The sequence below is a fragment of the Frigoribacterium sp. Leaf415 genome (assembly GCF_001424645.1).
Classification (GTDB): domain Bacteria; phylum Actinomycetota; class Actinomycetes; order Actinomycetales; family Microbacteriaceae; genus Frigoribacterium.
The window spans coordinates 248,964-275,319 of record NZ_LMQR01000001.1 but is presented as its reverse complement, the minus strand read 5'-3'; the positions used below and the strand labels follow the sequence as shown (position 1 = coordinate 275,319).

Genomic DNA, 26,356 nt, shown 5'->3' with positions numbered 1-26,356 from the left:
GGTGTCCGTCCGACGGGCACCGCGCCTCCTGCCGTCCGCCGAGCCGCAGGCCGGGCCTGTGCCGTCGCCGGGTGCGAGGGAGTTGGCTCGGAGCCATGAAGAACACCACACTCGGCCAGGTCGACGGCGGTCTCGACGTCGGCCGCCTCGGCCTCGGCCTGATGGGCATGTCCGCCTTCTACACCGGCAACAGCACCGACGACGACGAGTCGGTGCGCGTGATCCACCGGGCGCTCGACGTCGGCGTCACCCTGCTGGACACCGCCGACATGTACGGCCCGCACACGAACGAGCAGCTGCTCGGCCGTGCCCTCAAGGGCCGCCGCGACCAGGCCGTCGTCGCGACGAAGTTCGGCAACGTCACCGACCCCGAGGCCCGCGCCGAACGCACGGTCGACGGTCGTCCCGAGTACGTGCGCCGCTCGGTCGACGGCTCGCTGCAGCGCCTCGGCATCGACCACATCGACCTCTACTACCAGCACCGGGTCGACCCGCAGGTGCCGATCGAGGACACCGTCGGCGCCATGGGCGAGCTCGTCACGGCCGGCAAGGTGAGGTTCCTCGGGCTGTCCGAGGCCGCACCCGAGACGATCCGCCGTGCGCACGCCACGCACCCGATCACCGCGCTGCAGACCGAATGGTCGCTGTGGAGCCGCGAGCCCGAGGCCGAGATCCTGCCGACGGTCCGCGAGCTCGGCATCGGCTTCGTGCCCTACTCGCCGCTCGGTCGCGGGTTCCTCACCGGCACCATCCGCTCGGTCGACGAGCTCGCCGAGGACGACTTCCGCCGGTTCGCGCCCCGGTTCTCGGGCGACAACCTGCAGGCCAACATCCGCATCGTGCAGCAGGTCGACGAGGTCGCCCGGGCCGTCGGGGCCACACCCGGTCAGGTCGCGCTCGCCTGGCTGCTCGCCAAGGGTGAGGGCATCGTGCCGATCCCCGGCACGAAGCGCCGCGCCTACCTCGACGAGAACGTCGCGGCCGACGACGTCGTGCTCGACGCCGAGCAGATGTACCAGCTCGACGACGTGGCCGCGCCGAAGGGCGCCCGCTACGCCGACATGTCGACGGTCGACAAGTAGCGAGGCGACCGACGTCGGCTCGGCCGTCGTCCCGTTCGTCGCCCTGCGTGAGCCGTCGCTCCGCCACCCCGCCACGAAATGGACATCCCGCCACGTTCTTTCGTGGCGGGATGTTCACTTCGTGGCGGGGTGAGACGTCCGGGCGAGGAACGAGGGCGAGGCCGAGGAGGCGCGGGTACGGTCGAGCGATGGACGACGTGATCAGACGCCGGGCCCTCGTGCACGGCTCGGTGCAGGGCGTGGGTTTCCGTTTCTCGACCGAGGGCGAGGCGGACCGACTGGACGTCGGCGGCTTCGTCCGCAACCTGCCCGACGGGACGGTCGAGGTCGAGGTCGAGGGACGGCCCGACCGGGTGGCGCTGCTCCTCGAGTGGCTGGACGAGGGACCCCGTGGGGCCCGGGTCGACCGGGTCGACGTGAGCGAGCTCGCCCCCGTGGGCGAGAGCGAGTTCAGCACGCGCCACTAGCTCGCGGGGCGGTCACGAACTCGAGAACCCGCCACCAGCTCGATCGTCGGTCACGAGCCGTCCCGGCGACCGGAGACGAGAGACCCGGACCGGACGCTCACACACACCCGACAGTGTGGAGTGCCCGGACCGGGCGTTCAAGGGTACCTGCTCGTCGACCCGTCCCGATCACCCGGACCGGTTCGGTCGGTCCGCGCGGCCCGGTCGGCCCGGTCGGCCCCGCGGCTCCGCGGCGCCGCGACCCCGGTCGGTTCGACCGGCGACCTCACATCCGGCGACGCTGCCGCGTCTACGGGGTGAGTACCATCGCCGAGAGCCAGGAGGCACCGTGAGCGTCCACACCACCGTCGACACCCCCGTCGGCACGCTGACCGTCGTCGGGGCCGAGGCGGGCCTCGTCGGCCTCTACTTCGACGAGCACCGCCACCTGCCCGATCCGACCGGCTTCGGCCCGGTCTCGCGGGACGGTGTCGGACTGAGCGACTTCGCCGAGGTCGAGCGTCAGCTCGGTGGGTACTTCGGCGGCGAGCGCCGCTCCTTCGACCTGCCGCTGGCACCGCGCGGCAACGACTTCCAGGTGCGGGTGTGGGACCTGCTGCGCGACATCCCCTTCGGCGAGACGCGCAGCTACGGGCAGCTCGCGACCGCGCTCGGCGGCGTCGGCCTGGCCCGGGCGGTCGGCGCCGCCAACGGACTCAACCCGCTGAGCATCGTCGTGCCCTGCCACCGCGTGGTCGGTTCGGGCGGGGCCCTCGTCGGCTACGCCGGCGGGCTCGACCGCAAACGGTTCCTGCTCGGGCTCGAGGCCGACCAGCCGTCGGGCCCCGAGTCCGGTCGGCTCTTCTGACGTGGAACCCTTCGAGCGGGTGGTCGCCCGGCACGGTCGCACGGTGTGGCGCGTGTGCCGGGCCGTGCTCGACGAGCACGACACCGACGACGCGTGGAGCGAGACGTTCGTGGCGGCTCTCGTCGCCTATCCGTCGCTGCCCGCGTCGACGAACCTCGAGGCGTGGCTGGTGACCATCGCGCACCGCAAGGCGATCGACGTGCTGCGGGCGCGGGACCGCCGCCCCCGCCCGGTCGAGACGGTGCCCGAACCGCCGCACGCGCCTCCTCACGACGAGGCCATGGCTCGCACGGACGAACTGGACGGGGCGTTGCGGACCCTGCCGCCAGGGCAGCGCCGGGCCGTGGTCTACCACCACCTCGTCGGGCTGTCGCATCGCGAGATCGCCGAGGTGACCGGCATCAGCGCGGACGCGGCCCGGCGCGCGTCCGCCGACGGGATCGCGGCGCTGCGCCGACTGCTGGCCGAACCGGGGACGCCCCGACCGACCGGCACCTCGGGGCGGGTCGCCCGCCGCGCCCCCGTCCCGTCCGCCTCCGTTCCGTCCGCCCGAGTCCCGTCCGCCCCCGTCCCGTCCGCCTCTCCCGAGCCGAAGGGCACCCGATGACCGCCTCCCCCGCCGACGCGTCCACAGACCCGCGCGCCCTGTTGACCGGTCTCGACCCGGCCGACGACCGTCTCGCCGCCCTGCACGCCCGCTTCGCCGAGGCCGCCCTCGACGCCGGGGCGGTCGACGTGGCCTACCGCACCCTCGACTCCCCCGTCGGGCGGCTGCTCGTCTGCGCGACCGACGTGGGCGTGCTGCGGGTGGCCTTCGAGATCGAGGGGCACGACGCGGTGCTCGACCGCCTGGCCTCGACCGTCAGCCCCCGCATCGTCGAGGCTCCGTCGCGGCTCGACGCCGTGGCACGCGAGCTCGACGAGTACTTCCGCGGCGAGCGCCGCGCGTTCGACCTGCCGCTCGACCGGCGTCTGTCGAAGGGCTTCCAGCGGACGGTGCTCGAGCACCTGCCCGACATCGGCTACGGCGCGACGGCGAGCTACGCCTCGGTCGCCCTCGCCTCGGGCAGCCCCCGGGCGGTGCGGGCCGTCGGCACGGCCTGCGCCACCAACCCGCTGCCGGTCGTCGTGCCCTGTCACCGGGTGGTGCGGAGCGACGGGACCGCCGGCAACTACCGTGGGGGCATGGCGGCCAAGCAGATTCTGATCGACCTCGAGGCACGCGCGTGAGCGACGCGGTGCGCCCCGGCGTGGTGCCGTCGGGTGTGGTGCCGTCGGGCGCGGTGCCGTCTGGCCCGGTGCCGTCGGACCCGGCCGGCGCGGGCGTCGTGGTCGGTGACGACGGGCTGGCCCGGCCGGTCTGGGCGTCGACCGACCCGCTGCTGCGCGACTACTACGACACCGAGTGGGGGCTGCCGGTCCGGGACGAGCGCGGCCTGTTCGAGCGGCTGAGCCTCGAGGCGTTCCAGTCGGGGCTGTCGTGGGCGACGATCCTACGCAAGCGGCCCGCATTCCGCACCGCGTTCGCCGACTTCGACCCCGAGGTGGTCGCCCGCTTCGACGACGACGACCGGGAGCGCCTGATGGCCGACGCAGGCATCGTCCGCAACCGGCTCAAGGTCGACGCGACGATCCGCAACGCGCGGGCGACGCTCGACCTGCGCGCCGACGGCGGGCTCGTCGACTTCGTCTGGTCGTTCCGGCCCGCCGAGACGCCCCGGCCCCGCACGATGGCGGAGGTGCCGACGACGTCGCCCGAGTCGCTCGCGCTCTCGAAGGCTCTCAAGGCGAAGGGGTTCACCTTCGTGGGGCCGACCACCATGCACGCCCTGATGGAGGCCGCGGGCATCGTCGACACGCACCTCGTCGACAGCCACCGGCGCGGGTCGTCGGGGGTGTGGGGCGACGACGGTCGGCCCGTGGCGGACGGCGACGGCGGGGCGGCCGGGTCGTGACGGAGGCCTGGTCCGACGCGACGGCACCCGACTCGACGGCACCCGGCGCGGCGGCACCCGGGGTGGCGGCCGCGCGCTTCGTCGTCGAGCCCGTCGGAGCCTGGGACCACGCCCACGCCGTGGGGTTGCTGGCCGCGCACAGCGTGCCGGGGGCCGAAGCCACCGACGTCGCCGCGGCGTCGCACGCGCGTCTGGTCGAGCTGGGCTCGGGGGCCGCGCGCGCCTCCTACCGTCTCGACCTGTCGTTCGCGTCGACCGGGGTCGACGTGACGGTGACCGGGCCCGACGGCGTGCTGCCGACGGAGGCGACGGTCGACGAGGCCCGACGCGTCGTGCGGACGTGGCTCGACCTCGACACCGACCTCGACGACGTCGAGCGGGGCTTCGCCGACGACCCGGTGCTCGGGCCGCTCGTCGCGGCGCGTCCGGGCATCCGCGTGACGGGCAACCCCGACGGGTTCGAGACGGCCGCGATGACCGTGCTCGGGCAGCAGGTCTCGCTCGCCGCGGCGCGCACCTTCACCGGGCGACTCGTGGCGGCCTACGGCGAGCCGGTCGCGGGGACGGGCCTCACGCGGTTCCCCCGGGCCGAGCGACTGGCGGCCTCCGACGTCGACGAGCTGCGGGCCGCGGTCGGGGTGACGAACGGTCGGGCGCGGACGATCCACGCCCTGGCCGAGGTCGTCGCCGACGGGCTCGTGATCGCGCCCGACGTCGATCACGCCGACGCGCGTCGACGCCTGCTCGCCGTGCCCGGCATCGGCCCGTGGACGGTCGAGTACCTCGCGGTGCGTGCCCTCGGCGACCGCGACGCCTGGCCCGCGGGCGACCTCGTGCTGCGGCGCGTGATGGGCGGCCTGACGACGAAGCAGGCCGAGGCCGCCGGAGCGGCGTGGTCGCCCTGGCGCGCCTACGCCCTGTTCCACCTCTGGGCCGCGGTGCTGCCGACCGCGCCGTGACGCCTCCGGCGCCGCCTGCCGACGCCGTCCGGACGAGGAGGCGCGGTGCGCCTAGCCTCGGAGGCCCACCACGAGAGGACTCCCCGATGAGCGACGCCCGCACGAACCCCGACCCGCACGGACCGGACGACGAGCTCGGCCACGGCGACGCGCTCGACCAGGCAGCCGTCGAGGCCGCCGCGATCGAGACGCACCGGGCGACCCACGGGTCGGGCCCGACCGACACGCAGGGCGAGCCCGCCGGGTCGCGCGACGCGACGCCGGACGGCGACGTCACACAGCCGCTCGGCGGCAGCCACTCGGGCGAGGACGGGTACGTCGCCGTGAGCCCCGGGGGCGTCTCGGGCGAGCAGGACGCCGCCCTGACCGTCGACGACGAGGACCCGCACTCCGCCGACCCCGAGGCGAACGCCCACCGTGGCGACATCGGCGCGAACCGAGGTGGCAGCGGCGGACGCTGACCCCGGTGTGAGACCCCAGGAAGTCGCCGAGACCCCGGTGCGCGCGCCGGGGTCTCGGCGACTTCCTCGGGTCTCGGCGGCGACGGGGTGGTGCATGCTGGTGGGGATGACTGACACGCGCCCCCACCTCGACGACTTCGCCCGCTTCATCCAGGCCTCGCCCTCGTCCTTCCACGCCGCGGCCGAGGCCGCCCGTCGGCTCGACGACGCCGGGTTCGTCGCCCTCGACGAGACCGCCGAGTGGCCCACCGGCCCGGGGCGGCGCTACGTCGTGCGTGACGGCGCGGTCATCGCCTGGATCGAGCCCGCCACGGCGACGGCCACGACGCCGTTCCGCGTCGTCGGGGCGCACACCGACTCCCCCGGCTTCAAGCTGAAGCCCAAGCCGACGACCGGCACCCGTGGCTGGCTGCAGGCCGGTGTCGAGGTCTACGGCGGCCCGTTGTTCAACTCGTGGCTCGACCGCGACCTCGAGTTCGCCGGTCGACTGGTCACCCGCAGCGGCGAGACGCACCTCGTGCGCACCGGGCCGCTGCTGCGCTTCCCGCAGCTCGCCGTCCACCTCGACCGAGGCGTCAACGCCGACGGCCTGAAGCTCGACCCCCAGCGCCACCTGAACCCCGTGGTCGGGGCGGGGCCGCTCGACGAGGCCGACGTCCTCGGCCACCTCGCCGGGTTGGCGGGGCTGACCGGAGCCGACGTGACCGGGTACGACGTGGTCGTGGCCGACACCGCGCCTCCTGCGGTCCTGGGGCTCTCCGGCGAGCTGTTCGCCGCCGGGCGCATGGACAACCTGTCGTCGACCCACGCGGGTCTCGTCGCGTTGATCGAGACCGCGACGGCGGGTGTCGAGCTCGACCACGTCGCCGTGTTCGCGGCGTTCGACCACGAAGAGGTCGGGTCGGCCACGCCCTCGGGTGCGGCCGGGCCGCTGCTCGAGGACGTGCTCGCCCGGGTCTCGGCCGGTCTCGGGGCGACGACGACCGACCACCGCCGGGCCCTCGCCGGGTCGTGGTGCCTGAGCGCGGACGCCGGGCACGCCGTGCACCCGAACTACCCCGAGCGGCACGACCCGGTCAACCAGCCGGTCGTCAACCGCGGGCCGCTGCTCAAGATCAACGCCAACCAGCGCTACGCCACCGACGGGCTCGGGGCGGCCGAGTGGTCGCGGGCGTGCGAGCAGGCCGGTGTGCCGTTCCAGGAGTTCGTCTCGAACAACTCGGTGCCCTGCGGCTCGACCATCGGGCCGATCACGGCGACGCGGCTCGGCATCCGCACGATCGACGTCGGCATCCCGCTGCTCGGCATGCACTCGGCCCGCGAGTTGTGCGGCGCCGACGATCCGGCCTACCTGTCACGCGCCGCCGCGGCCTTCCTCGCGCCGGACGCGTAGGCCCGGCGCCGACGACCGCCCTGCCCCGCCCCAGGCGGTTCTCCGTGGCATGACGGTTTGACATGTCACGGTAGTTTGGTGCGATGCACGAGGCGAATCGACTGCGGCTGGCGGACGTCGAGATCCGGTACGGGCGCCGACCGGTGGTGGTAGCCCCTGCACTCGAGATCGCCAGGTCGTCCACGACGGCACTCGTGGGAGCATCCGGCAGCGGCAAGAGCTCTCTGCTCCGGTGCCTGACGGGCCTCCAGCGCCCTTCCTCGGGCCGGGTCTTCGTCGACGACCTCGATCTCACCTCCCTGTCCCCGTCCCGGCTCGCTCGCCGACGGCGTGAGCTGTTCGGCATCGTCCTGCAGGACGGCGGCCTCGTTCCGTCGTTGTCGGCCTTGGACAACGTGCAGGTCGCCCTCGACCTCCGCCGCATCCCGAGGTCGCGATCCACCGCCCGATCGACCCTCGCCGACCTCGGCCTGACCCGACTGGCCGACCGACGACCCGACGAGCTGTCCGGCGGCGAGCGGCAGAGAGTCGCCTTCGCCCGGGTGCTGGCCCAGCGAGCACCCTTCGCGACGTTGGACGAACCGACCTCGAGCCTCGACGCCGAGAGCCGCGCCGACGTCGTCGACGGCATCCGCGCTCTCGCGGCCGCGGGGTGCGGCACGGTGCTGGTCACCCACGATCTCGAGCTCGCCGCGGGCGTCGACGCCGTCGCGGCGATCACCGAGGGGCAGGTCGTCACGCATCCGGGCCCGACGACGGCGTCGGACATCCGCCGACGGATGCGAGCCGTGCACGACCTTCAGAGCGAGAGATGATCGGCCTCGCTCGTCTCGTCCGGGCATCCCTGCGCACGCTCGTGACCGACCGGGGCACCTGGTTCGCCTACGCCGCCGTCGTCCTGGTCACCACGGTCGTCGCCGGCCTCGCCCTGACCGGTGTCGAGTCGGCCGGCGGTGCGCCTGCCCCCCTCGCCGGCATCGTCCGCTCGTGGACCACTCCCGCGGCGTTCATGGCCGTCGTCGCCGGCACGACGTGCCTCGCCGCCGTGTCACGGCTGACCCAGTCACAGTTCGACCCGACCCGTCTCGCCTGGGTGCCCTTGGGCGTCCTGCCGTGGCAGGGGCGCACCCTCATCGCACTCGAGACGGCCGTCGTGACCGTCGCGGCCACCACCGGGGGTCTCGCGATCGTGATCGTGACCGCCACGGCCCTCGACCCGCTGACCACCCCCTGGGGTTCCCTCGCCCTCACCACGGGTCCGCTGGTCACCGTCGGCACACCGGTCGTCGTCGCCCTGTCGCTGACTCCGGCGCTGGTCGGCGCGACGAGCCGCTTCCCGCCGCGTCCGCGACGGGCGAGGCTCGGTCGCGTGCTCGGTTGCGCGATCCCCGCCGCGGCCGTCGTGGCGCTCCTGGCCCTGATGCCGTCCACTCCGACCAGGGACGACGACGTGGCCGGGCTGGTGCCCTGGTCACTCCTCCTCGTCGTCCTCGGCTCCGTCGCCGCGTCGACGATCGGTCCCGCGGCCTGCCGCCTCGTCACCGCCGGGCTCGATCGGGCCCTGACCGGCACTCGATGGAACGTCCCCCGACTCGCCTTCCGGGCCGTCGCGGACGGTGTCCGCCGAGACGGTGCCGGCCTCTCGGTGCCGATGGTCGGCGTCGCCGTCCCGGGCGGGCTCACCGCCGTCTTCCTGGCGGGCGACGAGGCGCTTCGCACGTTCGGGTCGCTCGCCTCGTCGGACGCGACGGTCAACTGGTCGGCCGTGACCGGTCTGGCCGCGGCGCCCGCCGTCCTCGCAGCGGTCGCGGGTGCACTCCTCTTCAGCCTGTCGTCCCCGATCCGCCGAGACACGGGACGCGTACTGCTGGCCGCGGGAGCCACCCCGGCGACCCTCCGGGCGATCGCCTCATCCGAGGCCGTCCTCCTCTGGGCCTCAGGGACCCTGGGCGCCGTCACCGTGGTCTCGGTCTCGGCCTCTCCGCTCTTGTCCGCCGCCCAGGCCGACCTCGCCACGTGGGCGGCCGTGACCCTGAACCCGGTCATGCTGTGCTGTTCCGGGCTCGCCCTCGTCGCACTGCTGATCGGCAGTTCGTTCGGTCGGCGATCGTGACCGCACGGCGGATCAGCCGAACGCCTCCGCCGCGGGCACCCCGAGCGCCCAGGCCAGCACGGCCGGCCACTCTCCGTAGCCCGAGTCGGGGGTGAGGTGACCGCCTCGGGGCACGACGACGACCGGGGCGTCGACCCGCGCCTCCCAGGTGTCGACCGGGCCGAGCGGCAGCCACTCGTCGTCGTCCCCGGCGACGACGACCGCCTCGGCGGACCCGCCGGGCGAGAGCCGACGTCCGTCGAACAGGTCGCCGGCCACGAACGCGTGGATCGGCTGCCCGGCGATCAGCTCGGGCGAAGGAGGCGCGACGAGCGCGACCCGGTCGGCCCGCGGAGGCGCGTCGCCGGCCTGAAGCCTCAGCCAGAGCAGGCACGAGAGGCTGTGGCACAGCACCGTCAGCGGCAGGTCCCCGGGGAGGCCGTCGAGCTCGCGTCGCACCGCATCGTCCCAGGCGGCGGGCGTGGGTTCGTCGGCGTCGGGCAGCTGCGGGTAGCGCACGACGTGCCCGCGGGCCTCGAGCTCGTCGGCGAGCCACCGCTGCCAGTGGCCCTCGGGGCGGTGGTTCTGCCAGCCGTGCAGGATCAGGTAGGCCGTGGGCGGAGTCGAGAACGGGGTCGGCGTCGGGGCGGTCGCGTCGGTCACGGTCCGATCATGCCCCGGCCGAGCGTCATGACGTGGCAGGGTCGACCCATGACGTCACACCCGTCGCCGTCGCGACCGCCCCGGTCACGCCGGCCGCGCACGCCCCGCCCGCGCCGCTCGCCCCGGGCCCGGTTCGGCGACGGCTACGCCTTCGACGGCGAGCCGACCCTCGACGGCCCGCCGCCCGCCGGGTTCCACGTCACGACCCGCAGCCGGGTGATCGGCCACGGCCGGGCCGCCTTCGACGCCGCGGGCGACGCCGTGCTGCACTGGCAGGTGCACCGCGGCTCGGGTTTCGTGCCGCTCGAGGTGCCCGACCGCGTGACCGTCGGCGCGACGAGCGTCTGGGGCGTCACCTTCGGCCCCCTGCACCCACCGGCCGCCTGCCGCGTGTTCGCCGTCGTACGGACCGAGACCGAGATCGGCTTCGGCCACGCCGCCCTGGTCGGCCACCCCCAGCGCGGCTGGGAGAGCTACCGCGTGCGCCACCACGACGACGACCGCGTGACGCTCGACATCCGTGTCGTCTGGCGCCCCGCCGCCTGGTGGATGCGTGCCGCCGGGCCCGCGTCGGCGCTCGCCCTCTCGCTGATCCTGCGGCGCAACCTGCGTGCGCTGGACGGCGTCGTGACCTCCGCCTGACGGCACCGCCCCATCGACCTCACGGCGCCGACGCGCCGACCCACCCACCCCACGACCGAGGGACCAGGAGGCGCGGCTCACGCGAACAGGTCGTCGAGCCACCCCTGCCAGGCCGTTCCGGTCGCGGCGGAATCGGGGCCCGCGGCGAAGTCGTGCACGCTGACGCTGACCCCGGCACCCCACGTCTCGCGCCCGAAGACGCGGACCAGCGTGGTGGCCGTCCGCAGCCCGACGAACGACGCGGTGCGGTACGAGAGCCCCGCGGTGACCGGACCCACGGCGGGCAGGTCGACCACGACGGCGTCACCGACCTCGACGCCGTCGGCCAGGTCGAGGGCCTGCAGCACCCGGTCGAACGATCCCGCCGCCCGCGACGACTCCGGGGCGTCGACGTTCGTGAACGTGGCCGCGCGGGCCGGGAACCACGCGACGTACTCGGCGAGGGTGTGCAGGTAGAAGTCCGTGTGCTCCTCGACGCCCGGCAGCTGTCCCTCGTCGAACACGCTCGAGTGCCGGTAGGTCAGTCGGGTCACCCCGGGGGCATCGTCACCCGCTTCGAGAGCGAAGTCGAGCTCGTTGAACCACCCGCCCTCACCCTCCATGCGGTTGGCGTAATGGCGACCCGGCTGCCAGGCCGTGATGATCGCACCCGGTCCCGCCGCGCCTCCTTCTCGGGGTTCGACCTCGCCGGGCCAGAGCCACCCACCGGTGCCCGTGGTCACGGCGTCGAAGACCAGGGCGGGAGGCGCGGCGAGGGTGACGGTCCGGACGATGTCGGCAGCGGGCACGATGACTCTTCTCTCGTCGAGGGAGGCGGATCGCGATGCGACCCGGTGGGGTCAGCCTGGCACCGACGGCGGACGCCACGCCACTGCGCCGGGCTCCGAGCCCGCCGTGCCACACTGATCCGATGAGTCCTCGACGTCGCCACGCCGGTTCGGCCCGCCGCGCGGCCGCCCGCGACGCCTCGCGCTCGGGCGACGTCGACACGAACGTGACCGTCCGGCGCGTCGAGCGGGACGACCTCTACGTGCGGGTCAACACGATCGGCGACACCGGAGAGCGTCCGTTCGTGCTCGTGCCGGGCATCGGCGTCTCGTCCGACTACTTCGAACGCCTCGCACCGAACCTCAACGAGTTCGGCCCGGTACACGCCCTCGACCTGCCGGGCTTCGCCGGGGTGCCGCACCCGGGCCACGCCCTCACCATCCGCGAGTACGCCGACCTGGTCGGCACCGCGATCGACGAGCTCGGGCTCGACGACCCGGTCGTCGTCGGGCACTCGATGGGCACGCAGATCGTCGTCGACCTCGCCGCGCGGCGGCCCGACCTGTCGACCGTCGTGCTGATCGGGCCCGTGATCGACCCGGCCCACCGCCGCGTGCTCGAACAGGCGGTGCGCTTCGCCCGCGCCGCCTGGCACGAGCCCGGCCGGGTGAAGTTCCTGGCTCTCAGCGCCTACGTGCTCTGCGGGGTGCGCTGGTTCTCGCGCATCCTGCCCAAGATGATGACGTACCCAATCGAACAGCACCTGCCGCAGATCGCCGCCGACACCCTCGTCATCCGAGGTGAGCACGACGCCGTCGCCCCGCGCGAGTGGGTCCGCCGCGTCGGCGAGCTGCTGCCCTCGTCCCGCCTGTGGGAGATGCCCGGCGCCGCCCACTCCGTCATGCACGCCCACGCCGAGGAGGTCGCCAAGCTCTGCGTCGAGCACGCCCAGCAGCCGATCCGACACGACGAGGGCGACGAGCTGCACCACTACGTCGACGCCGGCGACGGCGACGAGAGCGACGACTTCAGCCCCAGCCCCGCCGACTTCGTCAAGGCCGTCGGGGCGCGCCTGCGCTCGACCGCGGCGACCATGCGCGGTGACGACGAGGCCCTCGCGACGGCCAAGACGGACCACGCCGAGTCGATGCAGGCGGCGTTCGACCGTCGTCAGGCCGAGAAGGTCGCGGCCGGCGACGAGCCCGACGACGGCCCGCACATCGAGCCCACCACCGGCGACGCCCGCCGCTGAGAGCGCCGGTCGGGCCGAGAACGCAGGAGGCGCGGGTGGCGTCGCCCCCGCCCCCTCACGTCCTCGCCGTCACGCCCCCGAGACGGTCAGCCCGATCAGCACGAGGTTGAGCGCGACGACGACCACCACGGCCGCCCATCCGGCGACGCGCGTCCCCACGGCGTTGACGCCCGTGCCCATCAGCGAGCGATCACTCGTGGCGACGACGAGCGGCACCAGCGCGAAGGCGATGCCGAAGCTCAGCACCACCTGGCTGAGCACGAGCAACCAGGTCGGGCTGATGCCCGTCGCGAGCAGCACGAGGGCCGGGATCAGCGTGACGACCCGGCGCACCATGAGCGGCACCTGCACGTGCAGCAGGCCCTTCATGATCTCGGCACCCGCCATCGCCCCGATCGAGGTGGACGCGAGACCCGACGCGAGCAGGCCGACGGCGAAGAGGACGCCGATCACGGGCCCGAGAGCCGCGGCGATCGCCCGCTGCGCCCCGGGGATGGTGTCGGTGCCGTCCTGGCCAGAGAGGGTCGAGGCCGCGAGGACGAGCATGGCGATGTTCACGCCACCGGCGACCAGCAGCGCGAGGACGACGTCCCAGCGCGTGGCCTTCAGGACGCGGGCCCGGTCGGCCCCCTCGGCGACGACTCCGTGGTGGTCGCGGGTGAGGGCGGAGTGCAGGTAGACCGCGTGCGGCATGACCGTCGCGCCGAGCATCGAGGCGGCCAGCAGCACCGCCGTGCTGTCCTCGAAGCGGGGCACGAGACCGGCGAGCATGCCGCCCGCCGAGGGCGGGGCGAAGAGCAGCCCCGCACAGAAGCCGAGCGTGAGGACGGCCAGCAGGGCGATGACCACGGTCTGGAAGACCCGGCCGCGGCGGTACCTCGTGAGCATCAGCAGGCCGAGCGAGACGAGGCCGGTGATGAGGCCACCCACGACGAGCGGCACCCCGAAGAGCAGCTGGAGCGCGAGGGCGCCGCCGATGATCTCGGCGACGTCGGTCGCGGCGGCCACCAGTTCGGCCTGCCCCCAGTACGCGAGCCGGAGGGGCCGACGACGGAGGCGCGTCCCCATGACCTCGGGCAGCGACCGCCCCGTGACGATGCCGAGCTTGGCCGAGAGGTACTGGACGAGCACGGCGATGGCGTTGGCCAGCACGAGCACCCAGAGCAACGTGTACTGGTACGACGCCCCCGCGGTGAGGTTCGCGGCGACGTTGCCCGGGTCGACGTAGGCGATCGCGGCGACGAACGCCGGGCCCAGCAGGGTGCCGCGCGGCCGTGCGTGGACGATCTGCGGGGAGCGGCCGTCACGGAGCGGGTCGGCGTCGGCGCGTCGGGTGTCGGTCGAGCTCATGCCACGACCCTAGCAAGGTTTCGGCAGGCCGAAACTTCGTTGTCGAGGTGTCTCAATCGTGGCTGGTGCCGAAAAACCCGGTTTCGAACCATGAACCCAGAAGGAACTGGGTTCATGGTTCGAAACCGGGTTCGAGGCTGATCCGGTAGGTACCTGATCACGCCGCAGTTCGGTACTACTCGGTCGCGGCCGTGATCTTCGCGACGCCGACGAGCATCTCGTCCTGGACGGCGTCCGTCCCGAAGGTCTCGTTCAGCAGCTCGGCCGCGTCGGGGCTGACGTGGACCGTCGTGCCCTCGAGCACGGCGTTGCCGTCGACGACCTCGAGGGGCTTCAGGGTGCCACCCCAGAGGTTGAACAGGTAGGCGTCCTCGGCGGCGACGGTGCCGTTGGCGGTGACGGTGCCGTAGAGCTTCGACTCACCCGGGTCGATGCGGAAGTCGGTGAGTTCGACGACGGTGCCGTCGGCCGCTGTCAGCGAGAGGCCCGAGCCGTCGTGGTCGATCTCGCCCTGCACGTAGGGACGGATCTCACTGTCGGGGCCGAAGTAGTCGACGTTGCCGCCCGTGATCGGGAACGAGAACGTGCCGTCGGTGAACGTCGCGGTGCCGACCACGCCCGGCGTGAGGCCGAGCGTCGTGAGGGCCTCGACGAACGACGCGTCGACGGCGACCTGGGTGTCGACGCCGTTCGACAGGTCCGGGATCGTCGCCTGGGGCAGCAGGCTCTCGCCCGGGCCCGGTTCGCGGGTCTGGTTCACGGGGTGCGTCGGGGCCGTGTTGTTGCTCTCGGAGTCCGAGGTCGAGGCACAGGCCGCGAGCGAGAACACGAGGGCTCCGGTGGCGACGACGCCGAGGACGCCGCGGCCGAGGGGGGAACGGAGGGGGGTGCGCATGAGTGGTCCTTGTCTGTGCTGCCCGGTGGGGTTGATCGGTGTTCGACGCCCGGGCCGCGTCGGATGGGCGAGCGGGCGAGGGGGCGACCCGGCCGGGACGCCCCCTCGCGGCGCTCAGTCCTGTTCGGAGAAGAAGCGGTCGACCTTGCGGTGGTAGCGCTGACCCAGCAGGCCGCCGAGGACGGCACCGGCGAAGCTCAACACGACCACGAGGGCGAGGCCGATCAGACCGGCGAGGGACGACGACTGCAGGTCGTCCATCGAGGGCACGAACGGGTTCGGCGACGACGAGTCACCGGACTGGGTGCCGACGACGCCCACGACGATCGCCAGGACGATCGTGATGACCACGCCCCAGAGCCAGGTCGCGAGCCCCTGCTTGAAGCCGCTGAAGCGGGCGATGCGCGACGCCGTGTACCCGCCGACGAGGTACCCGAAGAAGATGATCGCGAGCACCACGATGCCCGAGGTCAGCGCGAGCACGTCGGCGTTGTCGGCCGTGAAGCTGCGCAGGTCGGTCATCGCGGTCGACCCCGAGGCCACCCCGCCCCAGGCCGCCAGGACGCCGCCGAAGATCGTGATCATGACGAGGCCGAAGCCCGTCGCGGCGAACCAGCCGAGCAGACCGGCGCCGAAGCGGATGCCGCCGAACTCCTCTTTCTGCTGGGCGAGCAGCTCACGGCGCACCGACACGTGGTCGATGCCGGAGTCCTTGATCAGAGGGTAGGCGTGGGAGCCGGTGTCGCGACCGGCGGCGGCACCCGCAGCCGCGCCTCCTGCTACTGCCGCGGTCGGCGCGACGGCGGTCGGGGCGTCCTGACCGAACGAGGGCTGACGCTCGGCCGCGGCGCGGTCGGTGGCGTCGCGCTCGGCGTCCGAGCGGTCGTCGACCCATCCGTCGTGCGAGGACGAGGAGGCGCCGGTCGCCGCGGTCGCGGACGCCGCGGTGGCCGTGTCGTCACCCCGGTCGCCCGTGGCGGGGTCTCCGGCGCGGGCGGCCTCGGCCGCGCGCAGGGCCTCGTCGTCGTGCAGCGGACGGCGCGTGCCGTCGGTGGAGGCGGACCACGCCCGCTGGGCGGGCTCGGTCGGAGCCACCATGGGGATCGCCTCGGTGGGACGGCCGGCCGAGGCCGCGTCCCGGTCGGACTCCGAGAGGACCTCGGTGTCGCGCCCGTCGGCGTCGGTCGACGAGTCCGCGTCGGCGGGTCGGTCGGACGCCGTGTCGCCGGGGACGTACTCGGCGGGCACCGACTCGGGCAGCGCCTCCTCGTCGGACGGGGCGGGAGCGCCGGACGCGTCGCCGGTCGCACGGGTCTCGGCCACGACCGGGCGGTCCTCGGCGTCGGCGATCGGGGCCTGCTGCGTGGGGGCGTCGGAACCGAAGTCGACGGCGGGCTGCTGCTGCGTCGGGACGTCGCCGCCGAAGTCGACGGCGGGGGGCTGCTGGGTCGGCACCTCGGAGCCGTAGGGCACCTCGGTCTGCTCGGCCGTCTCACCGGTCTCGTCGGACCGCGGGGCGTCGTTCTCGTCGCCGTGCCGGGGATCGCGTCCCTCGTGGTCGGGGCGGTCGCGCCGCGGATCGTTCGCGTCGGTCATGGCTCACTCCTGTCGGTGGGGTCGTTCCCTGGATCTGTGATCCTCCTGAACGTTACGCCCGAACGGCACCCCAGGCCGGGAGCCCCCGCCCTCACGCGGAGGACTCACGGGCCCGGGCGAGCCGGTAGCGTGGACGGGACCGCCGAGCGACGAAGGACGACGACGTCATGACCGACACCAGCCAGATCCCCTCCGACCCGACCGCGACCGACCCCGCGGCGACGGCCCGCCGGGCCCCGGCAGCCGGCCGCACGCGACCCAAGCCCGACATCGCCCGATCGTGGCTGCTGGTTCCCGGCACCGCGCCCGACCGCTTCGACTCGGCGCAGGCGTCACGCGCCGACCAGATCGTCCTCGACATCGAGGACGCGGTCGACCCGGCCCGCAAGCCCGCCGCGCGCGACGACGTCGTCGCCTGGCTGAAGGGCGGTGGCGAGGCGTGGGTGCGCATCAACGACCGCTCGACCGACTTCTGGTCCGACGACGTCGACGCCCTCATGGGCCTGCCCGGACTGCACGGCGTCATGCTCGCCAAGACCGAGGCTCCCGAGCACGTCACCGAGACCTTCGACCGACTCGGAGGCGCGGTGCCGGTGCTCGCGCTCGTCGAGTCGGCCCTCGGCATCGAGGAGAGCCCCGCCATCGCCAAGGCCCGCGGAGCGTTCCGTCTCGCGTTCGGCAGCGGCGACTACCGCCGCGACACCGGCACGAGCGCCGACGACCTGGCCATGGCCTACCCCCGCTCGCGCCTCGTCGTGGCCAGCCGCATCGGCGGACTGCCGGGCCCGATCGACGGCCCGACGGTGGGCAGCAGCCACCCCGTCCTGCGCGAGCAGTCCGGGGTCGCGGTCGCGCTCGGCCTGACCGGCAAGCTCTGCCTCGACGTCGAGCAGTTGCCCGTCATCAACGAGGTCATCAGCCCCACCCCGTCCGACGTCGCCTGGGCCCAGGACTTCCTCGCCGACTTCGAGAGCCGCGGCCGGGTCATCCGCGACGGCAGCGACCTGCCCCGCCTCGGCCGGGCCCAGAAGATCGAGAAGCTCGCCTCGGCGTTCGGGGTTCAGCCCGCGAACTGACCCCTCGACGGAAGGAGGCGCATCCCACCGGGGATGCGCCTCCTTTTTTTCTTGCCTGATTTCCTCTTGCAGTCTTGACTCGCGATAGTCAGCGACATATCTTTGACACATCGCGACAGGACGTCGCGATCTCGACTTCTTCCCCCTGACCCGAAAGGAGTACCCCATGGGTACCGACTTCACCCCCGAGAACCACGGCGACCCCCGTCGCCAGCACCACGACTTCCCCGACGCCCGACGCGACCTCCCCGGCCGCGGCGAGGGTCACGGCCGCTTCGGCCGTCCGTTCGGCCGCGGGTTCCGCCCCGGCCCCGGCTTCGGCGGCTTCGGCCCCGGTTTCGGCCCCGGCGGCCCGGGCTTCGGCCCCGGCGGCTTCGGGCCGGGCCGCGGAGGACGCGGCCGGGCCCGACGCGGCGACGTGCGTCTCGCGATCCTCTCGCTGCTGTCCGACGCCCCGTCGAACGGCTACGGCCTGATCAAGGCGATCGCCGAGCGCACCGACGGCGCGTGGAAGCCGAGCCCCGGCTCGGTCTACCCCACGCTGCAGCAGCTCGTCGACGAAGAATTCATCTCGTCCGACGAGGCCGCGACCAAGAGCGTCTTCACACTGACCGAGGCGGGCCGGGCCTACGTGGCCGAGCACGCCGACGAGATCGAGAAGGCCTGGGCCGCCGCGGCCGACGACGCGAGCGACACCGACCGCGAGTTCCAGACCAGCCTCATGAAGCTGATGGGCGTCGTGAAGCAGTTCCACCACGACGGCAGCGAGGCCCAGCGGGCCGCCGCCACCGCCAAGCTCGACGAAGCCCGCCGCGCGCTCTACACGATCCTCGCGGACTGAGCCCTCGCGGACTGAGTCCTCGCCGGGCCGGCCCGGGCCGGCGGCCGACGTGAGCATCCGAGGAGGCGCGGTGCGGGAATTCCCGCACCGCGCCTCCTTCTCGTCGTGGCGTCGCCGACCGGCCCGATGTCAGGGGTCGTGGGCAGGATGGCCCCACGAGAACGACGACCTGCCGGAGGCGCCCATGAGCACCACAGACGACCCCACCACCGCGAACCCCGTCGGGCTCGACCGTGCGGGGTACGATCCGTCGTTCCTCACGGTCGACGTGCCCCTGCCGGCCCTCCACAAGACCGTGCGAGAGCTGCCGTACGTCCACTTCACGGTGCTGCTCGACCCCGTCCGGCGATTGGCCGCCCTGACGGCGGTCAACGTCGACGGGTCGTCGCTGCTCGACCTGGGCCGAGGCGACGATTGGCACCTCGACGAACGCGTCCCCGACGACGAGCAGACGGGGCCCGAGGTCTACGCCTCGAACGACCTCGACCGGGGGCACCTGGTCCGCAGGCGCGACCCGGTCTGGGGCGAGCCGGCCGTCGCGGCCCTCGCGAACGTCGACACCTTCAGCTTCACGAACGCCGCACCGCAGGCCGCCGAGTTCAACCAGTCGAAAGAACTCTGGCTCGGCCTCGAAGACCAGGTGCTGCAGTACGCCTCCACGCATCGACAGCGGCTGACGATCTTCACGGCGCCCGTGCTGCTCGACGACGACGCGCCCTACCGCGGCATCCGCCTGCCGCGCCGCTTCTTCAAGATCGCGGCGTGGACGACGTCGGACGGCGGCTCGTTGCGCACGGCGGCGTACCTGCTCGACCAGTCCCCCGAGCTCGAGGGCGTCGACCTCGAGGCCGCGTTCGCCCGCGCGCACGAGCAGGGCGACCCACCGCCCCTCGGGCCGTACCGCACCTACCAGGTGCCGGTCCGCGACATCGCCGAGATGACCGGCTTCGACCTCGCGCAACTCGCCGAGGCCGACACCCTGCGGGCCGTGCCCACGATCGAGCCGCCGGACGGCATCCGCGAGGGGTGGGTGCCGCTGACGTCGGTCGACCAGCTGTCGTTCTGACGGCCCCGCGAGCCCGGCTCGTCCAGGCGGCTCGCATCGAGCCGTGCCAGCATTCTCTGGCCATGGCACCGAACGACCGAGACCCCGTCGACCCCGCAGACACCCCGTCACCCCTGCCGCCCGAGATGCCGCGCAGCCTGACCATCCTGCGCGACGAAGACGCGCCTCCGGTCCGGGCCGCGCCCTGGCGAGAGGTCCGGGTGGCCTTCCTGGCGCCGACCACCTCGACCGAGGCGGCCTCCGGTGTCCGGCACCTGCTCGACGAACCCGAACTGCACTTCTCGCCCGGGCTGCGCCAGGGGACGCTCGCGCTGATGCCCCGCCGAGCGGCGCTCCTCCGCGTCGTGCTCGAGTGGGAGTGGTCGGTCGAAGCCGCGTCCTTCTCCGTGAACTCCTTCGAGCCCGAGCCCTTCACGTCCGACGAACGAGACGCCCTCGAGGCGTGGTTGCGGGCGACGGCCCGACGGCTGCAGCTGTTCGAGGGTGCACTCACGCGAGCCGTCGCCCGGGTCGACCACGACGTGGTGCGAGGCATCGACACGAGCTCTCCCGAGTCCTCGCTGGCCGGCGCCGCGGCCGTGGCGCGGGCAGCAGGTGCGGTGGCGAGTTCTTCCGGTCCGGACGATTCGCGGCCCGGGGGCGCCCGAGCCGACGATCTCGCCACGGCCGGCCCGGCCGCCACGACGATGCGGACGGCCACCCTGGGCACGAGACTCGCCTCCCCCGCCCACGGCGCCCCCCACCCCGTGGTCGACGTCACCCTGCCGGACGCGAGCGATCCCGGTTGGGAGGTCTTCGTCGACACCGCGAGCGGCCAGACGCTCGGCTACCGCCGGACCCTCGACGACGACGGCAGCGCCTACGCCTTCAGCTACCTCGTGGCCGACGACGTCGACGACGTCACGCCCGACGACCTGGTCGACTGGCACGATCAGCACATCCAGCGCCAACTGCTCGTCGAGGACGCCCGCCAGGCGTACGTGCACCTGCTCGCCGGGCTCGAGCCGCCCGTCTCGGTGCAGTACACGGTCTGACCGACCCGCGCCGCGCCTCCCGGTGGGCGGTCCGACCGACCCGCGCCGCGCCTCCCAGTGGGCGGTCCGACGAACGCGCGCCGCGCCTCCTCGTCGACGGTCCTGCCCGCGCGGCCGGCTCTCACGGACGCCGCGGCCAGCGCGCTGCACCCGGGGGACGTGCAATTCGCGACCTCGGCTGGCCTCTCAGACGTGCCGAACCCGACAACGGCGCGACGACACGCCGCTCACGTACTCTTCACGACGGCGCGTCGGGCCCAGGGTGTCGCGATTTGCACAGGAAACGCGGGGTCGGAAGGGCAGGCCGACGGCGGGAGGCAGACGGGGACGCGGGACAGCCGGGGAGGCGCGGACGGGCCGCAGGGGTCAGGGGGCGACGTCGACGATGGCGACGAAGCGGGTGCCGACGCCGTCGACCTCGGCGCGCACGACGCCCGGCTCGGGCTCGGGCAGCTCGTCCGCCCCGTGGTCGTCACAGCTGAGGTAGGTGTACTCGGGCCACCACTTCTTGGGGCGAGCCGCCTCGTGGTAGCCGCAGACGACGCACTCCAGCTCGACCCAGACCGGCTTGCCCGTGCGGTTCGCGCGGGACTGCACCAGCCAGGCCGGCGGCGTCCGTTCCAGCGCGACGAGCTCGTCGACCGTCATCTTCGGCGGCAGGCCGTGGCGCTTGGCCATCTCGAGGGGGATGTCCAGTCGCAGGGCGGCGTCTCGTCGCGTGATCACCCGCACACGCTACCTGCCCGCCCGCATCCGCCGCGAGCAGCCCCGCTGTTGCCACGAGCAACACCCGGCGTCAAGTCGGCCAGAGTGCCGACTTGCCCCCGGACGAGGGCCAGGCGGAAGCTCGACCCAGGCGGCACGTGCCCGATCCGCCGGGTCGGGCGATCACCGGACCGCCCGGTCGGCGCCGCCCGGCCGGCACCACCCGACACGCACCACCCGAACCAAGGGGAACCACATGAAGACCTTCGTCGCCGCCGCCCTGGCCGCCGCGGCCCTCGCCGTCGGATCGCTCGTGGTCTCGACCTCCGCCGTCGCCGCCGGCCCCGACAACACGATCCGGTCGACGGACATCGTCGGCGGCCAGAAGGCACCCACGACGCCGTGGGCCGTGCAGCTGGTCTTCCAGACCGGAGGCACCGCGAGCTACGCCTGCACCGGCGAGCAGATCAACGCCAGCTGGGTGCTGACCGCACGCCACTGCATCGACGGCGTCACCTCGATGCAGGTGTACCACTCGAACAGCACGACGAACCCGGGCACCGCGATCGCCGTCGACCGCGTCGCCGCCGCCCCCGCGGGCGACATCGCGCTCGTGCACCTCGGCCAGTCGAAGGCCCTCGGCAGCTACCCGACGCTGAACCTGGGGTTCCAGGCGACCGCGACGGGCAGCGGAACGATCATGGGCTACGGCCTGCGCGCGAACTCCGTGCAGTCCGACGGCCTGTACCAGGCGACGGTCGGCCTCACCGGCCGCAGCACCGACGCCTACGGCGGGGTCGCGCAGCACCTGAACGGCACCACCGGCGCGGCGAACCACGGCGACTCGGGCGGACCGCTGATCGTGAACGGCCAGATCGTGGCCGTCTGCTCGACCGGCGACGAGGCCGACCCGGGTGCGAACACCCGCGCCGGGTCGAACTACGCCGTGCTGTCGCAGAGTGCGAGCTGGATTCGCTCGACGGCCGGCCTTTAGCACTGCGAGCGGGCTGGACCGTCGACTCCGGGCGACCACGATCGCCCGTCGCGAGCGGACCCGCCCACCCCCAGAGCGCAGGAGGCGCGCCCCGGTCACGCGACCGGGGCGCGCCTCCGTCGTCGTGGCGACCCGCGCCTCCTCGGGGGCGTCGGCCGCCGGACGTCAGACGATCGGCTTCTCGAAGCAGATCGACTGCGGGATGGTCGTGACGTAGGGCTCGTAGGTCGGGATGCGGGTGAAGCCGATCTTCTCGTAGAGGGCGACGGCGTCGGGCTGGCGGTCCCCGGTCTGCAGGATGAGTCGGCGTGCACCGCCGTCGCGGGCGATCGCCTCGAGCTCGGCCATCAGCAGTCGGCCGATGCCGCGGCCGCGCTGACCGTCCGCGACGATCACGCGCTTGACCTCCCATTCGCCGTCCCGGCTCTGCACGAGGGCGTGGCCGACGGGCATGCCGCCGTCGGCACCGTCGTCGGCGACCACCAGCACGGTGGCCAGCACGTTCGACGGGTGGACCGTGAGGGCGGCGTTCCGCGCCTCGACGACGGCGACGGGCTCGACGACGTCGCGGTGGTAGCGGACGGTCATCTCGGCGTCCATGGCGTCGCGGAGGGCGACCGCACGGGGATCGTCGAAGGCGACGCGTTCGAGGTGCAGCGGGGGCAGGGCGGAGGGAGCGGTGTTCGTCACCAGACGATTCTGCCCCCTCGGGCGGGACCCTACGGACGTGCTACAGACGGACCCCGCGTGCCGACATGAACGGCACGGGGTTCGTCGAGGCGCCGCCCACGCGGGTCTCGAAGTGCAGGTGGCAGCCGGTCGAGTTGCCGGTGGACCCGACGAGCGCGATCAACTGGCCCGCGACGACGCTCTGCCCGCGGGACACCTTGATGCCGCCGTTGACGATGTGGCCGTACGCGGTCGAGACGCCGCCGCCGTGGCTGACCTGGATGTAGTTGCCGTAGCCGCTCGCCTGACCGGCGAACGTCACGGTGCCCGAGGTCGCCGCGTAGATGGGGCTGTTGCAGCCGGGGGCCAGGTCGATGCCGTCGTGCATGCGGTAGACGCCGGTCACCGGGTTGACGCGCATGCCGTAGCCGCTCGACATGTAGCCCGCGCTGGGTCGCACCCAGCCCGAGCCGGTCGAGGCACCGCCACCACCGGACGAACCGCCGCCGGTCGACGGAGCGGGTGCGGGCGCGGAGGGCGTCGACGGCCGGGCGGCGGCGGCGGCGGCAGCCGCGGCGCGCTGCTGACGGAGGGCCTCGGCCTGGCGGGCGGCCTCGGCGGCCGCCGCGGCCTTGCGGGCCTCTTCGGCCTGACGTGCGACCTCGACGCCGGTGGCGTAGTCGGCCTCGGTCTGCAGGCTCTGGTCCTGCAGCACGGCGAGCTGACCCTGGAGCCGCGACTCGTTCTCTTGCTGGGCGGCGACGGCGGCCGCGGCGGCGTCGGACGCGGCCTGCGCCTCGTCCATCGAGACCTGGGCGGCGCCCTGCAGCTTCACGAGCGCGTCCGAGGCCACCTTGGCCTGGTCGGACAGCGACTGCGCCACGTTGCGGTCGTTCACGGCCTGCTGACGGATGCCGTCGGTCTGCTCGGTGAGCTTGCTCATCGCGCCGAGTCGGTAGAGGAGGTCGTCGGCCTGCTCGGTGTCGCCCACGAGCTGCGACGACACGTTGCCGCCACCCGTGCGGGCGAGCTGGGCCGAGACCTGGCCGGCGCGCTGCTCGCTGGCGTCGGCCACCGCGGCCTTCTCGTCGGCCTGCGACTGCAGTTCGGCGAGCTTGGCGGCACCGGCGTCGGCGTCGGCCTGGGCCTGCTCGAACTCGGCACCGAGACGCTCGGCCTCGGCCTGGGCGGTGGTGGCGTCACTCGCGAGCTGGTCGAGCAGCCCCTGGATGCGGCTGACCTCGGCGGCCTTGGCCGACTCGCTCGACCGGGCGGCCTGGACGTCGTCCCACGACGGGTACGACGCGGCCTGCGCGGGTGAGGCCCCGAGCACCGTGCCCGACACGACGAGCGTGAGGCTGAGCAGCACCGTCGCCACGGCGGCGGCGACGCCCTGTCGGCGGGGCAGGGTCACGGGCGAAGTCACGGAGGAGCACCTATCTCTGGTCGGCCCCGAGCCCGCAGGACGCGTCGGATCGACGGTCGTCGGGGGTGGGGAACCCGATCAGCCTACGGGCGGAACCGGGAAGGGTAAACCCGCGCATCAAGGTTTCTCGGCATCGGCTTGTCCCCAGTCGGGGGTTCACAGGGGAATGCACGACATGACTCCAGTCACACACGTCACACGATCTGTACCCCGAATGACGAGGAGGCGCGGGTCGGCGACACCCGTCGCCCACGACGACAGGCATCGCGCCGACGGGCCGGGGCCCGGCGTCCGGGACCGGGCCCGGACCCCGACGCGGGCGGGCGCGGTCACAGAGGCGGACGGGCCGGGACGTGGAGGCGGACGGGTCCGGACGCGCCGTCCGGGTCAGTCGACGAAGGCGGAGTTGAGACGGTGCAACGCCGCGGCGAGCGCGTCGACCTCGGCGGCCGTCCAGCCCTCGAGCCGGTCGGCCAGGGCGGACCGGTTGGCGTCGACCGATCGGGCGAGCAGCTCACGGCCACGGGCGGTCAGCGCGAGGGCCTGCCCGCGCCGCCCCTCGACCGCGGCCCCCTCGCCGGGCTCGACCAGGCCCAGCTCGACGAGTCCGCCGAGCTGGCGCGAGACGGTCGAGCGGTTGAGACCGAAGTCGGCCGCGATGTCGGTGGCGCGGCAGCCGGGGTGGGCCGCGATGAACGTGACGAGCGAGTGCTCGACGAACGACAACGGGGCGCTCTTGTGCCGCGCGCGGGCGACGGCCCGTCGCGACACGGTCTCGAGCTCCGAGTAGACCGTGTCGATGCCTCGCTGCCCCCGCTGGTCCGTCACGGGATCAGCCTAACGGCGGGCGGTCGGGAACACCGAGGCGGTCGTTTGTGTTGCATAATGCAACTGTAGACCTGACGGGCAACGGCGCCCCCCGACCACGAGGAGCCCTGTGACGACCACCGATCTGACCCTGCACCGCCCGGACGACGGCGCGCGCCCCGACCACGACTCGTTCCGCGACGACCCGCTCCGGGGGCGGGGCGACCGACCCGACCCGCGCCTCCATCGCGGCCACCAGCACGCCGGGCCCACGACCGCGCGCCGCCCGCGCCCCGACGCCGCGGCGTGGCGATCCCTCGGCCTGCATGTGCTCATCCCCCTCTTCCTGGCCACCGGCATGGCCCTCGCCTACCTCGGCGCCTTCGGCCACCCGACACCCCACCACGTGCCCGTCGCCGTCGTGGGCAGCTCGGCCCAGAGCGAGGTCTTCGCCCAGCAGCTCAACGACGCCGACCCGGACGCCCTCGACCTGCGCACCGTCGCCGACGCCGACGCGGCGCGAAGGCTCATCACCGACCGCGAGATCTCGGGTGCGTTCGAGGTGGGCGCCACCGACGCGACCCTGTACGTCTCGTCCGCGGCGTCCGACACGACCGCGAGCGTCCTGCAGAAGGTGTTCGGCCCGGTCGCCTACCGGCTCGGGCTGCCCCTGAAGGTCGACGACGTCGTGCCGAGCGGCGAGGGTGACCCGACGGGACAGGGGCTGTTCTTCCTGCTCGTCGCCCTGAGCGTCGGCGCGTACGCGAGTGCCGCGGCCATCTCGGCGGCGAGCGCCCGGCTGGGACTCGGCTCGCGCCTCCTCGCCGGTGTCGTCACGGCCGCCGTGATCGCGGCGATCGGCACCGTCGTCGTCGGTCCCGTCTACGGCATCGTCACGACCGGCCTGTGGGGCGTGGCACTCGTCAGCTGGCTCTACGTGACCGCCGTCGTCGTGATCGGCATCGGTCTGCATCCCCTGCTGCGCCACTGGACGACGCCCGCCCTGACCATGCTCTTCGTCATGCTGAACTTCACCAGCTCGGGCGGCGTCTTCTCGTCGCAGCTCGTGCCGCCCTTCTTCGGGGCGTTGGGTGCCTTCTGGAACGGCTCGGCCTGGCTGCACGCCACGCAGTCGATCGTGTACTTCCCCGGCCAGGGCTGGGGCCGGGCCGGCCTGACGCTCTCGCTCTGGCTCGCCGCCGGGCTCGCCCTCGCCGCACTCACCCACCTCTGGAGCGTGCGCCGCACCCGGCTCGCGAACGAGCGCGTGGCCGTCCGCGAGGACGAGGAGGGCATCGCCGCCTGACCCGGCGGGC

28 protein-coding genes are annotated in these 26,356 nt (G+C 73.6%); 19 read left to right on the top strand and 9 right to left on the bottom strand.

Translation table 11 applies throughout. From position 1 onward, the window contains the following. Positions 1-95: 95 nt before the first annotated feature. The 11 genes from ASG28_RS01315 (at position 96) to ASG28_RS01265 (ending at position 9,277) form a co-directional block, all read left to right on the top strand. The gene (locus ASG28_RS01315; protein WP_055971150.1) at positions 96-1,082 is read left to right on the top strand and encodes an aldo/keto reductase; all 987 of its coding nucleotides are present in this window, start codon (positions 96-98) and stop codon (positions 1,080-1,082) included. Between the two features lie 188 nt (positions 1,083-1,270). After that, entirely contained in the window at positions 1,271-1,549 is a 279-nt protein-coding gene (locus ASG28_RS01310; protein ID WP_055971148.1) for an acylphosphatase, read from the top strand. A gap of 328 nt (positions 1,550-1,877) precedes the next feature. Next, positions 1,878-2,396 carry a methylated-DNA--[protein]-cysteine S-methyltransferase gene (locus ASG28_RS01305; protein WP_055971144.1) on the top strand — a complete coding sequence of 173 codons (519 nt, stop codon included), beginning with the start codon at positions 1,878-1,880 and terminating at the stop codon, positions 2,394-2,396. A 1-nt stretch (position 2,397) separates the two neighbouring features. Continuing rightward, a complete protein-coding gene (locus ASG28_RS01300) occupies positions 2,398-3,003 on the top strand; it encodes an RNA polymerase sigma factor (protein ID WP_082454209.1) in 606 nt (201 codons plus the stop codon). Continuing rightward, on the top strand, positions 3,000-3,626 hold the full coding sequence (locus ASG28_RS01295; RefSeq protein WP_055971141.1) for a methylated-DNA--[protein]-cysteine S-methyltransferase: 627 nt from the start codon (positions 3,000-3,002) through the stop codon (positions 3,624-3,626). Before ASG28_RS01300 ends, ASG28_RS01295 begins: the two co-directional genes overlap by 4 nt. A gap of 68 nt (positions 3,627-3,694) precedes the next feature. After that, on the top strand, positions 3,695-4,351 hold the full coding sequence (locus ASG28_RS01290; RefSeq protein WP_055976663.1) for a DNA-3-methyladenine glycosylase I: 657 nt from the start codon (positions 3,695-3,697) through the stop codon (positions 4,349-4,351). Then, entirely contained in the window at positions 4,348-5,310 is a 963-nt protein-coding gene (locus tag ASG28_RS01285) for a DNA-3-methyladenine glycosylase family protein (protein ID WP_157485603.1), read from the top strand. The genes ASG28_RS01290 and ASG28_RS01285 overlap by 4 nt, the downstream gene beginning before the upstream one ends. Positions 5,311-5,396: 86 nt before the next feature. Continuing rightward, complete coding sequence (locus tag ASG28_RS01280; protein WP_055971138.1) at positions 5,397-5,771, top strand: hypothetical protein; 375 nt, start codon at positions 5,397-5,399, stop codon at positions 5,769-5,771. 106 nt (positions 5,772-5,877) lie between these two features. Further along, on the top strand, positions 5,878-7,164 hold the full coding sequence (locus ASG28_RS01275) for a M18 family aminopeptidase (RefSeq protein ID WP_055971135.1): 1,287 nt from the start codon (positions 5,878-5,880) through the stop codon (positions 7,162-7,164). Between the two features lie 83 nt (positions 7,165-7,247). Continuing rightward, positions 7,248-7,979 carry an ABC transporter ATP-binding protein gene (locus ASG28_RS01270; protein ID WP_055971132.1) on the top strand — a complete coding sequence of 244 codons (732 nt, stop codon included), beginning with the start codon at positions 7,248-7,250 and terminating at the stop codon, positions 7,977-7,979. After that, entirely contained in the window at positions 7,976-9,277 is a 1,302-nt protein-coding gene (locus tag ASG28_RS01265; protein WP_055971128.1) for a hypothetical protein, read from the top strand. The genes ASG28_RS01270 and ASG28_RS01265 overlap by 4 nt, the downstream gene beginning before the upstream one ends. Before the next feature lie 12 nt (positions 9,278-9,289). Here ASG28_RS01265 and ASG28_RS01260 read toward each other — a convergent pair whose 3' ends face one another. Then, positions 9,290-9,919 carry an RBBP9/YdeN family alpha/beta hydrolase gene (locus tag ASG28_RS01260; protein ID WP_055971125.1) on the bottom strand — a complete coding sequence of 210 codons (630 nt, stop codon included), beginning with the start codon at positions 9,917-9,919 and terminating at the stop codon, positions 9,290-9,292. A gap of 48 nt (positions 9,920-9,967) precedes the next feature. Between ASG28_RS01260 and ASG28_RS01255 the strand changes: the two genes are divergently transcribed. Beyond that, positions 9,968-10,561, top strand: a complete 594-nt coding sequence (locus tag ASG28_RS01255; RefSeq protein WP_055971122.1) for a DUF1990 family protein — start codon at positions 9,968-9,970, stop codon at positions 10,559-10,561. Positions 10,562-10,638: 77 nt separating this feature from the next. Here the strand turns inward: ASG28_RS01255 and ASG28_RS01250 are convergent, their stop codons facing one another. Further along, positions 10,639-11,349, bottom strand: coding sequence for an SRPBCC family protein (locus ASG28_RS01250; protein ID WP_055971119.1), 711 nt, complete (start codon positions 11,347-11,349; stop codon positions 10,639-10,641). A 122-nt stretch (positions 11,350-11,471) separates the two neighbouring features. Here ASG28_RS01250 and ASG28_RS01245 point away from each other — a divergent pair, with 122 nt between their 5' ends. Next, complete coding sequence (locus tag ASG28_RS01245) at positions 11,472-12,581, top strand: alpha/beta fold hydrolase (RefSeq protein ID WP_082454205.1); 1,110 nt, start codon at positions 11,472-11,474, stop codon at positions 12,579-12,581. Between the two features lie 69 nt (positions 12,582-12,650). On the opposite strand, the gene ASG28_RS01240 is transcribed toward ASG28_RS01245, so the two are convergent. The 3 genes from ASG28_RS01240 to ASG28_RS01230 form a co-directional block, all read right to left on the bottom strand. Beyond that, positions 12,651-13,931, bottom strand: a complete 1,281-nt coding sequence (locus ASG28_RS01240) for an Nramp family divalent metal transporter (protein WP_082454204.1) — start codon at positions 13,929-13,931, stop codon at positions 12,651-12,653. Positions 13,932-14,106: 175 nt separating this feature from the next. After that, positions 14,107-14,826, bottom strand: a complete 720-nt coding sequence (locus ASG28_RS01235) for a hypothetical protein (RefSeq protein ID WP_055971116.1) — start codon at positions 14,824-14,826, stop codon at positions 14,107-14,109. A gap of 114 nt (positions 14,827-14,940) precedes the next feature. After that, complete coding sequence (locus ASG28_RS01230; protein WP_055971113.1) at positions 14,941-16,422, bottom strand: CvpA family protein; 1,482 nt, start codon at positions 16,420-16,422, stop codon at positions 14,941-14,943. Positions 16,423-16,589: 167 nt separating this feature from the next. Here ASG28_RS01230 and ASG28_RS01225 point away from each other — a divergent pair, with 167 nt between their 5' ends. From ASG28_RS01225 to ASG28_RS01210, 4 genes are all read left to right on the top strand, one after another. Beyond that, on the top strand, positions 16,590-17,498 hold the full coding sequence (locus ASG28_RS01225) for an HpcH/HpaI aldolase/citrate lyase family protein (RefSeq protein ID WP_082454203.1): 909 nt from the start codon (positions 16,590-16,592) through the stop codon (positions 17,496-17,498). A gap of 166 nt (positions 17,499-17,664) precedes the next feature. After that, the gene (locus ASG28_RS01220; RefSeq protein WP_055971110.1) at positions 17,665-18,339 is read left to right on the top strand and encodes a PadR family transcriptional regulator; all 675 of its coding nucleotides are present in this window, start codon (positions 17,665-17,667) and stop codon (positions 18,337-18,339) included. A gap of 184 nt (positions 18,340-18,523) precedes the next feature. After that, a complete protein-coding gene (locus ASG28_RS01215) occupies positions 18,524-19,405 on the top strand; it encodes a DNA/RNA non-specific endonuclease (RefSeq protein WP_055971105.1) in 882 nt (293 codons plus the stop codon). Between the two features lie 62 nt (positions 19,406-19,467). Further along, a complete protein-coding gene (locus ASG28_RS01210; protein WP_055971102.1) occupies positions 19,468-20,439 on the top strand; it encodes a hypothetical protein in 972 nt (323 codons plus the stop codon). Between the two features lie 366 nt (positions 20,440-20,805). Here the strand turns inward: ASG28_RS01210 and ASG28_RS01205 are convergent, their stop codons facing one another. Next, positions 20,806-21,165 carry a hypothetical protein gene (locus tag ASG28_RS01205; RefSeq protein ID WP_055971099.1) on the bottom strand — a complete coding sequence of 120 codons (360 nt, stop codon included), beginning with the start codon at positions 21,163-21,165 and terminating at the stop codon, positions 20,806-20,808. 235 nt (positions 21,166-21,400) lie between these two features. On the opposite strand from ASG28_RS01205, the gene ASG28_RS01200 reads away from it, so the two are divergent. Beyond that, the gene (locus ASG28_RS01200; protein WP_055971098.1) at positions 21,401-22,138 is read left to right on the top strand and encodes a S1 family peptidase; all 738 of its coding nucleotides are present in this window, start codon (positions 21,401-21,403) and stop codon (positions 22,136-22,138) included. A gap of 165 nt (positions 22,139-22,303) precedes the next feature. Here ASG28_RS01200 and ASG28_RS01195 read toward each other — a convergent pair whose 3' ends face one another. The 3 genes from ASG28_RS01195 to ASG28_RS01185 form a co-directional block, all read right to left on the bottom strand. Further along, positions 22,304-22,828, bottom strand: a complete 525-nt coding sequence (locus tag ASG28_RS01195; RefSeq protein ID WP_235477459.1) for a GNAT family N-acetyltransferase — start codon at positions 22,826-22,828, stop codon at positions 22,304-22,306. 40 nt (positions 22,829-22,868) lie between these two features. Continuing rightward, a complete protein-coding gene (locus ASG28_RS01190; RefSeq protein WP_157485602.1) occupies positions 22,869-24,233 on the bottom strand; it encodes a M23 family metallopeptidase in 1,365 nt (454 codons plus the stop codon). 387 nt (positions 24,234-24,620) lie between these two features. Further along, on the bottom strand, positions 24,621-25,061 hold the full coding sequence (locus ASG28_RS01185; protein ID WP_055971092.1) for a MarR family winged helix-turn-helix transcriptional regulator: 441 nt from the start codon (positions 25,059-25,061) through the stop codon (positions 24,621-24,623). Positions 25,062-25,170: 109 nt separating this feature from the next. Between ASG28_RS01185 and ASG28_RS01180 the strand changes: the two genes are divergently transcribed. Then, on the top strand, positions 25,171-26,346 hold the full coding sequence (locus ASG28_RS01180; protein ID WP_055971089.1) for an ABC transporter permease: 1,176 nt from the start codon (positions 25,171-25,173) through the stop codon (positions 26,344-26,346). The last annotated feature ends 10 nt before the right edge of the window (positions 26,347-26,356 follow it).